This window comes from Rhodococcus sp. (in: high G+C Gram-positive bacteria) (genome assembly GCF_049286785.1).
In the GTDB taxonomy this organism is placed as follows: Bacteria; Actinomycetota; Actinomycetes; order Mycobacteriales; family Mycobacteriaceae; genus Rhodococcus_F.
Genome location: NZ_JBAQEO010000326.1, coordinates 1 through 9,991, shown reverse-complemented (window position 1 = coordinate 9,991; position 9,991 = coordinate 1). Strand labels below are relative to the sequence as shown.

Here is a 9,991-nt window from a genome sequence, read left to right as displayed (position 1 = left end):
AAGAAGTTGTCGTGCACTCCCACCGCGGGTACACCCAGCAGGTCGCTGAACGCGGTGGCCAGTGCCTCTTCAACGGCGTCAGCCGGTGGCGCCGACTCCCGCCCCGATCCGCCGAACCGCGGAGCGGGCAATGCCCGCCGGTCCAGTTTGCCGTGCACCCCGACCGGAAACCGGTCGAGTACCACCACCCGAGCCGGCACCAGGTGCGCCGGAAGTACTGATCGTGCCGCCTCCACCACCTTCGACGGATCCACCGCCACACCGTTTTCCGGCACCACGTATCCCACCAGCACCGCGCCGAGAGTGGGATCCTCGTACACCTCGGCCAGCGCCTGCGCCACCCCGGACGCGCGCAGCAGGGCCCACTCGACTTCTCCGGGTTCCACTCGGAACCCACGGATTTCGATCTGCCGATCGGCACGGCCCAGGTACTCGAGATTGCCGTCCCACCGCCAGCGCACCACGTCTCCGGTGCGGTACATGCGGGAGCCTTCCGGCCCCTGGGGGTCTGCAACGAAACGCAGCGCGGTGCGTCCGGCACGGTGGTGATAGCCGCGCGCGACCTGGACACCGGCGACGTAGAGTTCGCCGGGCACCCCGATCGGCACCGGCCGCAGCCGGGCATCGAGCACAGCCGTGCGCACGCCCGGTACCGGTCGGCCGATGACGCTCGCCGCGGCAGGTGCGGCCGATGCTCGCGTCAGCGTCAGGTGGGTGACGAGCACGGTGGTCTCGGTGGGACCGTACATGTTGACGAGTTTCGGGGCGGTGTCGTCGTGGCGGGTGTACCAGCGTTCGAGCTGCTTCGGGTCGAGAGCCTCGCCGCCCAGAAGCAGATAACGCAACGGCAGATCGTTCCCCGCCGCATCGATCAGCGACGTGAAGGCGGTGGGTGTCTGGTCGAGTACCGTGACCTGTTCTCGCCACACCAGTTCGAGCAGTCTTTCGGGGGTGCGCGCGGTGTCCTGGTCGACCACGATCAGGGAACCGCCGTGCAGCAGCGCACCCCACACCTCCCACACCGAGAAATCGAAGGCCGGGGAATGCAGCAGGGCCCAGACGTCGGTGTGGTCGAACCCGAACTGCTGCCGGGTGTTGGCGAAGAGTGCGACCACACCACGGTGGGTGACCGCGACTCCCTTCGGCCGCCCGGTGGAGCCGGAGGTGTAGATCACGTAGGCCGGGGAATCCGGATGAATACGACGGCCCCCGCGATCGGCAACGGTCACCGGCAACTGCGAAGTGTCCGCGAGAGCCGCTGCCACACTGGGTGAATCGAGAACCACCACCGGACAGTCGACGGATGGCGGCAACCCGGTTGTCTCGGCGGTACCGACCACGCAGGCGGGCCGGGCATCGCCGAGCACGAATTCGAGGCGTTCGGACGGGTACGACGGGTCGACCGGCAGATACCCGGCGCCGGCCTTGATCACCGCCAACTGCGCCACCACCAGGTCGATCGACCTCGGCAGAGCCAGCGCGACGAGAGACTCGGACCGCACCCCCACCGACAGCAGATGGCGGGCAAGACGGTTCGAACGGGCGTCGAGTACTCGGTAGCTCACCGTCCCGTCCTCGGACGTCACCGCCGTGGCCTCGGATCTCCGTGCCACCTGGCGCATGAAGAGGTCGGCCAGTGTGTCGTCTGCCAGTATGTCGTCGGGCATTGCGTCCTGCCGGACAGACCCCTGCCAATTCCCGAGCAGTCGGCGTTCGTCCGAGCCGAGGATGCCGATGTCTCCCACGACGACCGCGGGATCCCCGGTTGCGGTCCGGAGGATCGTCACGAATCGCTCGGCGAAGGCGGCCACCGTCGCTTCGTCGAATACCTCACCGGCATAGGTGAATGCTGCGACCAGTCCCTGGGCATCTCCGTTGTCGTGGCGGCGCTCCGACAATGTCACCCGCAGGTCGAGGGAGCCGAGCGGTGCGGTGGGCTCACCGAAGCCGAGTTGTACCTGGAACAGGGGCACGCCTCCCGTCGCGGGCGTCGGCGCCACCGTCCGCAGCACCCGCTCGAAGAGCACGTCGGCATGGGCGAATGCCTCGCGGTCCACTTCTCCCACGCGCCCGAGCAGATCTCCGAAGGTTGCTCCGCCGCGGACGGTGGTGCGCAACGCCACCCGGGACCGTCCCGGCACCTGCGTTCCCACCACGATGTCCTCGGCACCGCTCGAACGGGCGAGCGCCGCCGCAATCGCTGTGTGGGCAATTACGAACAAGTCCCCGTGCCGCTCCCGGGCCAGTGCCGACATCGCCTGATGCAGATCCGCGTCGATCAAGGCCTCGATCGTCTGCTCGGCGGTGCTCCGCTGCGCACGTCGGGGCCGGTCGGCGAGTAGCGACGACAACGGCGGTGCGTCGGCCAACGTGCGGCGCCAATACGCGAGTTGCGCCTCGTCCGCCCGCTGCTTCTCCTCGATGCGGGCAGTCTCCGGATGCACCGCGGCGACCGGCACGGCCGGATCGGCGGTGACGAATTCGTCGAGCAATTCCATGAACCGCCTGTGATGGTCGGCCACCTCGTCGCGGCTGTATCTGTGCGGGTTGGCCAGGAAATCGACGCATGGTTGCGCCGCCGGACCGGTGGGATAGACGTTGACCAGCAGATCGTCCACCGGACCGGAGGTGACGATGTGGTAATCACCCTCGACTGCGCCGAGCCGGATCTGCTGCCGGAAGAGCATCACGTTCACCGTCGGCCCCGAAAACCGGTCCACCGCGTCCGCACCTGCGGCTCGGCGAATATCTCCCAGCCCGAGGCGCTGGTGCCGCAGCGCACCCACCAGGTGAAGCTGCACCCGTGCCGCCAGTTCACCCACCGTGTCACCCTGCCGTACCTGTATCGGCAGTGGGACGATGCCTGCCAGCATGCCGCCGGACCTGCGCATGGCCGCGGTGGTGCGCCCGGATACGGGAATCCTCACCAGCACGTCCGTCCGGCCCGTCATCCGGGACAGGTAGCAGGCGTATCCCGCGATGATCAGGGCTGTCGACTTGTGCGCGTGCTCGGTCAGTGCGCGGGTGACACCGCCCGGCACCGCTGCACCGATGTGGATGCTCGCCGCCACCGCGGGGGCGGATACCGCGGCCAGTGTCGAGCCCGTCTCGAACCCTTCGACGCGGCCGGCCCAATAGCGTCGGTCGTCGTCGAATCGGCTCGTGGATCGGTACTGCTGATCGAGGTCGTACAGATACCGCGGGTGCGCCGCCGCGTGGGGTGCCGGACTACGGTTCTCCACTGCGGCGGTGTACAGCTCGGCGATCCGGTTCACCATGGTCATCGCGGCATAGCCGTCCAGGGCGATGTGGTGAATCTTGCTGTACCACAGATACTCCCGTTCCCCTGTTCTGAGGATGGCCGAATCGACCAGCCGGTTGCCGAGGAGTTCGACGGGTCTCACGTAGTCCTGCTGCATCCAGTCGCGGGCTGATGCGGTGGGGTCGTCCTCGCCACGAAAATCGAGCACGGTGATCGACCGGTCCGTCACGGGATCCACACACTGAACGGGCTCGCCGGCCACCACCGCCAGCCGTAGAAGCGGCGAGCCGAACTCTTCGGCCGCGGCCACCGTGGACCTCTGCAGAAGTTCGACGTTCAGGTCGCCGTGCAGCGATATGTACTGGGCGATACACAGCGGCACCTCCGGTGCGAGTTGCTGCGCAAGCCAGGTGTCGTACTGCGCCGACGACAGCGGGAAGGCCGCCGACAGCGGGGGGTGTTCATCCATGTCCACCGTCTCTTCCGGCGCCGGGCAGCAGCGTACGAAGCGCACCCTCGTCCACCTTGCTGCTCGGTGCGAGGGGAAGAGCGCCGAGTGCAACGAACTGTTCCGGCACCGACTGAGCGACCAGTCGCTCGGCGCAGAACGCGAGCAGGTCCCGGGTCGTGGGCAGCACCGTCGTGGCCGCCGCGGGCACCCAGAACGCGGTGAGGACGTTCTCGTCGTACTCGTTGGGTGTCGCGAGGACCACCGCCTGCCGCACCGCCGGATGGCTTTCCAGCACGGCCTCGACGGCGTGCCGCTCCACCCTGGCTCCGCGCACCTTCACCTGTCCGTCGACCCGCCCGCAGAACTCGATGTCGCCGTTCGGATTCACCCGCGCGAGATCTCCGGTGTGGTACATCCGGGCCCCGGCCAGCTCGGTGAACGGGTCGGCCACGAATCGCACTGCGGTGGCTGCCGGTCGATCGGCGTAACCCTCGGAGATCTGCGGGCCGCCCAGGTAAAGGTCGCCGATGGTGCCGGGCGGCGCGGGGGTGAATTTTGCATCGAGGACATGTGCGGAGGTCGATCCCAACGGCCTGCCGATCGGCGCGATCGACTCCGGCACCTCGTCCACCGAGTGCGCCAGGCAACTGACGGTGGTCTCCGTCGGACCGTATTCGTTGCGGAGGGCGATACCCGGCAGGACGGCACGGTGCCGAAGCACCAGGGTCCTCGGAAGGGGCTCACCCGCAAGGGTCACACCTTGCAGATGCATCCGAACCGCCGCGAGATGAGGCAGCAACAACCGGTAGAACGACGGCGTCGCGACCAGATGCGTGGTGTGCCATCTCAGTGCGAGACCGGCAACGGCTTCGGCGTCGCGCAGGCCCCGGTCGTCGGGCAGCACACTCGTCCCGCCGACGCAGAGCGCCCACAGTGTCATCAGCAGAGCGCCGTCCCAGGTGAGTCGAAACGCGGAGAACGTGACGAGCGTCGACTCGTCGAATTCGTAGTCGCGGCCCGCGACCATGCTCACGAGGTTGGCCCGCGTCACGACAACCGCCTTGGGCACACCCGTCGACCCGGACGTGGTGACCACATAGGCGGCCGTGCCGGGAGGGACCTCGTCCGGAAGCGGGACTGCTCCGGTCGGCTCCGGAAGGTGTGCGATATCGAGCGCGACCGGAGGGTCGCCGCGGGACACTCGGGCGAGCGCCTCGACCGTTTCGCTGCTGGTGGCCTGATCATCGGAGGTGTACACGATGGCACCGCAGTCGATGGCACCCAACAATGCGCGCAGTTGCTCGGCGGGATGGCCGGGTTCGATCACGCACCAGGCCGCGCCGGACCTCAGCGCGGCGATCAAGCCCACCACCGTGTCGATGCTCTGCCGCTGATGTATCAGCACCACCTGGCCGGGGCGAACCCCCGCGGCCACCAACTGCCCGGCCAATGCCGCACTGGCGGAATCCAGTTCACGGAACGTCAGCGACCGCGCACCCACCACGACGGCGGTGCGATCCGGAACCCGGTGACATTGTCGGAGGATCTCGGCCCACACACTGCCGATTGCCCGCGTATCCGTCATGGCGTTGCACTCTCGTTCGGCACGTCATCCGAGAGCACCCGCACGTGATCGGTGGCGGGCCCCGACAACCCTCGCGAGTTATTGCAGAGCAATAGTATCCGCTCTCCGGCGGTAGTGCGGGCACTCCGCTCTCCGGCCGCTTCGCGGACGCTCTGCCCTCCGCCGGTTTCGCGGACGCGCCACTCGGTGTCGGGTTCGTCGACCACCTCGAAACCGGCGAAGCGCAGGGTCACCAGCATCACCCGGTTGACGTCCGTCGGCACGAACTCCGCGTACGGGCGCCGCCCCCGGGATCGGGCTCGCTCGACGACGTGCCGGATGAAGGCGGTTCCGACCCCTCGCGACATCACCCGGCACGACATGAGCAGCAGCTGCAGAACAGACTGTTCGCCTCGGATCTCGGATACCGCAAGGCCGATCGTGCCGTAACCGCCGAACCGGTCGCAGAGGGAGGCGACGAGGACCTCATGACGCTCCGAGACGCACAACTGCCGAAGCGCGTCGATGCCGAAAGTGCGTCCGGTGGTATTGAGTTGATGAGACCGTACGGTCAGTTCGTGGGCGCGATCCAGATCGTCCTCGGTGGCGGGACGGACCTTCATGACCAGTCCGAGGGACGTCAGGAACTCGGCGCTCGAACCCTGAAACTCCTGTTCCACCGCTTGCCGGGTCCGTTCGGCGCGGTACAGCGCCCGGCGCTGCCGGGACTCCTCGGTGATCGCCGCCGGCGTCAGCTCCGAAAGGTGGGGCAGGGATCCGGCCGCTTCCACCGGATAGCAGCGCACGTTCGGCAGCGCCGCGGACACCTCGGCTCGCTCGACGGGATCGTTGTCGACGAAGGCGATCGTGTCGAGGCCGATGTTCAAGGTCTCGGCTATTCGCCGGACGGCCCCGGACTTGGGACCCCAGCCGACATCGATGGCGCAGAACATTTCTTCGAGCCCGTGAGACCGTAGATGTGCGACCGCAGGCTCGTACTCGCCGCGGCTCGCGACGGCGTGCAGGATTCCCCGCGCGTCGAGCTCGGTGATGGTGCGGAGAACCTCGGGTTTGGGCACCGGGACGTCCTGTTCGAGGACGACACCGTCCCAGATGGTGTCGTCGAGATCCCAGACCACACACTTCACCGTGGCCGCCATCGCTCACGCCCTCTCCGGGTTCGTGTCCGGTAGCCGGCGCAGCAGCGCGCTGCTCCAGGCCGCGACAGGACTGCTGTTCATGGCCAGGCAGTAGTCGCCGGCGGATTGTGTCGCGGCCGCACGCTCGAGGTTGAGAGCCACGTCGACGGATCCGAGGTGGCCGAACCTCTCGAGGTTGCGGCGGCAGACGGGATCGATCGTCACGTCCAGCGCCTCCTGCCAGAACGCGAAGGCACCGGCCGAGAGATTCTGCATCAGAAACGAGCCGACCTTGTCCTGTCCCACACCGTTTCGTTCGAGGAGTTCCGCGTTGATCTCCGTGAACCGTTTCCGGCTCTCGACCGCGAGCCGGAAGGTGTAGGTCGGTTCGTCCGTACATTCCTCGATCCAGTCGGCCTCGGGGATGTCGCGGTAGTCGATTCTGAACAGGTCGGCATACTTCCCGTTGCTCCGGACGATCTGATCGACCAGTTCGTACCGTCCCGTGCCGGACCCGGTCATGAGCACCGCGGCGGCGCCGTCCCCGAGCACTGTCATCGGCGGGCGATAGCGGGCGCGGGTCGGTGTCTTCGCCGCCGCCACCACCAGCACGTTCCGACATCGGGCGTCGCCTCGAAGCAGCGCCGTCGCGAGCGCGAATGCCGCCGAGATCGACACACATCCCAGATCGCCGACGCCGGTCGTGAACGCCGTGTGTGCGCCGAGCCGGTGCTGCAGACGGGTCGCCTCGGACGCCAGCAGGTACTGCGGAACCCTGCCCTGTACGTAGAGCAGCGCGTCGAGTTCGGTGGCATCCACCTTCGCCTGCCGCAGTGCCTGCGCGGCGGCGGCGTAGGCCATGTCCACCTCGGTGCGACCCTCGCCTGCAGGAACGGTGCCGATCCCGAGGGCGAGTGCGTGCTCACGCTGACCGCCGGGCAGTTCCTCGAGCTCGGGCAGGTGGGTCACCCGCACGTAGTCGTCGGGGAACCACAGCGCGATGGTCTCGAGCGTGACGGTCCGCTCCGCCGTCATGGTGCCCCGCCGGCGAGCACGTAGTCACCGATATGGAGTTCGGCGACCTCCGTCGAACCCTCGATGATCTGCATGACCTTGGCGTCGCGGTAGAACCGGCCCACCCTGCTGTCCGCATCGCATCCGGCTGCCCCCAGTATCTGAACCGACTGCTGGGCAACCGAACCGGCGACGCGGGCCGCGGCGTACTTGGCCACGACCGTCGCGAAGATCGCACTCGGTTCGCGTGCCTGACGTTGCTGGGTGGCGGTCTCACAGAGTGCCCGTGCACCCGCGAGATCCACCCAGCTCCGTCCCAGCAGTGCGCGCACCGATTGATGTTCGGACAGCACCACTTCGCCCTGCACCCGATTCGACGCATGAGCGAGAGCATCGGCGAGACAGGCCCGCGCCATACCGATGCAGCCCCAGGCCACCGTGAACCGGCCGTGATCGAGCGCCGTGCCCACCACGTGCGAGAGACCGAATCCCGGCGGTGCGATGACATTGTCGGCGGGCACGAGTACATCGTCCATCGACACGTGAGCCACCCGGGCTCCGCGCATCCCGAGTTGTCCCTCGACAGGTTCCACGGACACTCCGGACCACCCGGTCTCGATCAGCGCCGTCGTCAAGCCGTCGGGCGACCGGCCGAGGACGAGCAGCACGTCCGCCGCCTGACCGAAGGTCACCCAGAGTTTACGTCCGGACACGCGGTAATCCGACCCGTGAGTGTCGAAGCTGGTGTGCACGGCGGAGAGATCGCTGCCGGCGTCGGCCTCGGTCGCGGCGAAGCCGGCAAGAATTTCACCGGTTGCCAGATACGGCAACCACTGCTCCTTCTGCGCCGTGGTGCCCCACCGATCGACAGCGGCACCGACCATGCTCTGGACGGTGAGGAGCGAACGCAGCGAGGTGCATACCTCGCCGAGTCTCTCTGCGACCGAGCCCAGTTCGGCGGGTCCCGATCCGGATCCCCGGTACGCCTTCGGCCGGTCCAGGCCGAGCACACCGGTCAGGGCGGCGGACGCGATCACCTCGTCCGGCAGACCGGACGCGTCCCAGACACTTGCTTCCTTCGCCGCGGTCGCAACGAGGGTGTCGATCCCGATCACGATGCGACCTCATCGGCACGAGCCTGATCTGCGCGTTTGCGGTGGATGAACTCGGCTACCCGCCTCGCGGTGCGGAAGTTGTCGAGGTCGAGATCTTCGACCTCGACCTCCACACCGTGTTTCCCCTCGATGTAGGTGACGATCTCCAGGGCGCGCAGCGAACTGACCAGACCCAATGTGAAGTAGTCGTCGTCGGGACCGAGTTCGGTCGACGTGAGCGTACTCAAGTACCGCCGTAGTTCCTCGGCGAGGTCGTCGAAGGACTCGGGCACAGGTCCGTCTTCCGTGTCCATGTCCCAGGGATTCCCAGCTGGACCAACGTTCAATCATGCGGTTCTCGGCCGCACGGCGTTCGTCAGGCCGCGAGGAGATGCGGCAGCCCCCACTCCTTCGCGAGCAGTTCATAGGAGCGCAGACGATCGGCGTGCGTATGCGTGACGCTGGTGACCACCAGTTCGTCGGCGCCGGTCAGCTTTTGCAGGCTGTCGAGGCGGTCCGCCACCGTGGAGGGTGACCCCACGAACTGAGTGATCAGCCGATCCTCCACCAACGCGCGTTCCGCCTCGTGCAGCGCAGGTGTGTGCGCCGGGTCCGGGTACGGGATCGCGCCGTGCCCACTCCGGATGCTGTGCGTCCAGTGGGCGAACGTCGAGGCAAGCTCCTGCTCCTCGAACTCCGGCGACTGCGCCCCCGGCTGCTGCAGGGCTGCCAGCGATGCCGTCAGGCGCGGCGACAGCAGGAGCCCGGTCGGATCGAACGGCGCGGGGATGATCACACCGTCGCGGATCTCGGTCTCACGGCGGACCGGTGCAGGCGGTCCCTTTTCCGAGGCCGCCTTCAGAGCCTCCGCCCGGCGTTGACTCGACCGTCCCAGGCCCAGGTCGAGGCGACCCGGATACAGCGCCTCGACGGTACCGAACGACTCGACCACCGCGGCGGCCGTCGTGTAGCCGAGCTGCACCGCCGCCGCTCCCACCCGGAGAGTGCTCGTCGCCGCCGCGAGGATGCCGATCAGCACGGCCGGTGACGAACTGGCGACTCCCACGAAGTGATGCTCGGCCACCCAGTAACGCCGATATCCCCACGACTCGGCGTGCTGAGCGAGGTCGACAGTGTTCCGCAACGCCGTGCGGGCGGTGGCCCCCTCACTGACCGGAGACAGAGCCAGGACGGACAGGGCAACGGTCATGACGCCACCTTCACCCCGGCCGGGACGGCGAACGGCAGCCTGTTCCCCGCCGGTGCCACCGGGCAGGTGGCGTAGTCGGTGAACGCGCACGGCAGGTTTGCCGCCCGGTTGAAATCGAGGACGACCCGGCCCTGTCGGTCCGGTTGGTCCACCGACAACGACCGAGCCGCCGGATACGTGCTGACGCCGCTGGTGGCATCGGTGAACAGCACCTGCAGCCCACCGGCCTTCCCTGCGAACGCGACCAGGTGGTGCAC

At 67.8% G+C, this 9,991-nt stretch carries 8 protein-coding genes; all 8 read right to left on the bottom strand.

The annotated features are described in order from the left end of the window. The coding region (locus WAW17_RS12410; protein WP_422333273.1) for an amino acid adenylation domain-containing protein at positions 1-3,731 on the bottom strand (3,731 nt) is incomplete at its 3' end. Then, positions 3,724-5,298 (bottom strand): amino acid adenylation domain-containing protein, encoded by a 1,575-nt coding sequence (locus tag WAW17_RS12405; protein ID WP_422333272.1) that lies wholly within the window; start codon positions 5,296-5,298, stop codon positions 3,724-3,726. The genes WAW17_RS12405 and WAW17_RS12410, both read right to left, overlap by 8 nt. Continuing rightward, positions 5,295-6,437, bottom strand: a complete 1,143-nt coding sequence (locus tag WAW17_RS12400) for an HAD-IIIC family phosphatase (RefSeq protein ID WP_422333271.1) — start codon at positions 6,435-6,437, stop codon at positions 5,295-5,297. Before WAW17_RS12400 ends, WAW17_RS12405 begins: the two co-directional genes overlap by 4 nt. Before the next feature lie 3 nt (positions 6,438-6,440). Continuing rightward, a complete protein-coding gene (locus WAW17_RS12395) occupies positions 6,441-7,451 on the bottom strand; it encodes a 3-oxoacyl-ACP synthase (protein ID WP_422333270.1) in 1,011 nt (336 codons plus the stop codon). Further along, complete coding sequence (locus WAW17_RS12390; protein WP_422333269.1) at positions 7,448-8,545, bottom strand: acyl-CoA dehydrogenase family protein; 1,098 nt, start codon at positions 8,543-8,545, stop codon at positions 7,448-7,450. The genes WAW17_RS12395 and WAW17_RS12390 overlap by 4 nt, the downstream gene beginning before the upstream one ends. Further along, positions 8,542-8,838: an acyl carrier protein gene (locus WAW17_RS12385; protein WP_422333268.1), complete on the bottom strand. Its 297-nt coding sequence runs from the start codon at positions 8,836-8,838 to the stop codon at positions 8,542-8,544. Before WAW17_RS12385 ends, WAW17_RS12390 begins: the two co-directional genes overlap by 4 nt. Before the next feature lie 62 nt (positions 8,839-8,900). Then, positions 8,901-9,734: an LLM class flavin-dependent oxidoreductase gene (locus WAW17_RS12380; protein WP_422333267.1), complete on the bottom strand. Its 834-nt coding sequence runs from the start codon at positions 9,732-9,734 to the stop codon at positions 8,901-8,903. Beyond that, positions 9,731-9,991: DUF1684 domain-containing protein (locus WAW17_RS12375; RefSeq protein ID WP_422333266.1), on the bottom strand; the 261-nt coding region annotated here is incomplete at its 5' end. The genes WAW17_RS12380 and WAW17_RS12375, both read right to left, overlap by 4 nt.

Excerpts from the sequence above, each read along its gene's own strand:
- WAW17_RS12385 (WP_422333268.1), bottom strand. The coding sequence starts at position 8,838 with ATGGACACGGAAGACGGACCTGTGCCCGAGTCCTTCGACGACCTCGCC.
- WAW17_RS12400 (WP_422333271.1), bottom strand. The coding sequence starts at position 6,437 with ATGGCGGCCACGGTGAAGTGTGTGGTCTGGGATCTCGACGACACCATC.
- WAW17_RS12380 (WP_422333267.1), bottom strand. The coding sequence starts at position 9,734 with ATGACCGTTGCCCTGTCCGTCCTGGCTCTGTCTCCGGTCAGTGAGGGG.
- WAW17_RS12405 (WP_422333272.1), bottom strand. The coding sequence starts at position 5,298 with ATGACGGATACGCGGGCAATCGGCAGTGTGTGGGCCGAGATCCTCCGA.
- WAW17_RS12395 (WP_422333270.1), bottom strand. The coding sequence starts at position 7,451 with ATGACGGCGGAGCGGACCGTCACGCTCGAGACCATCGCGCTGTGGTTC.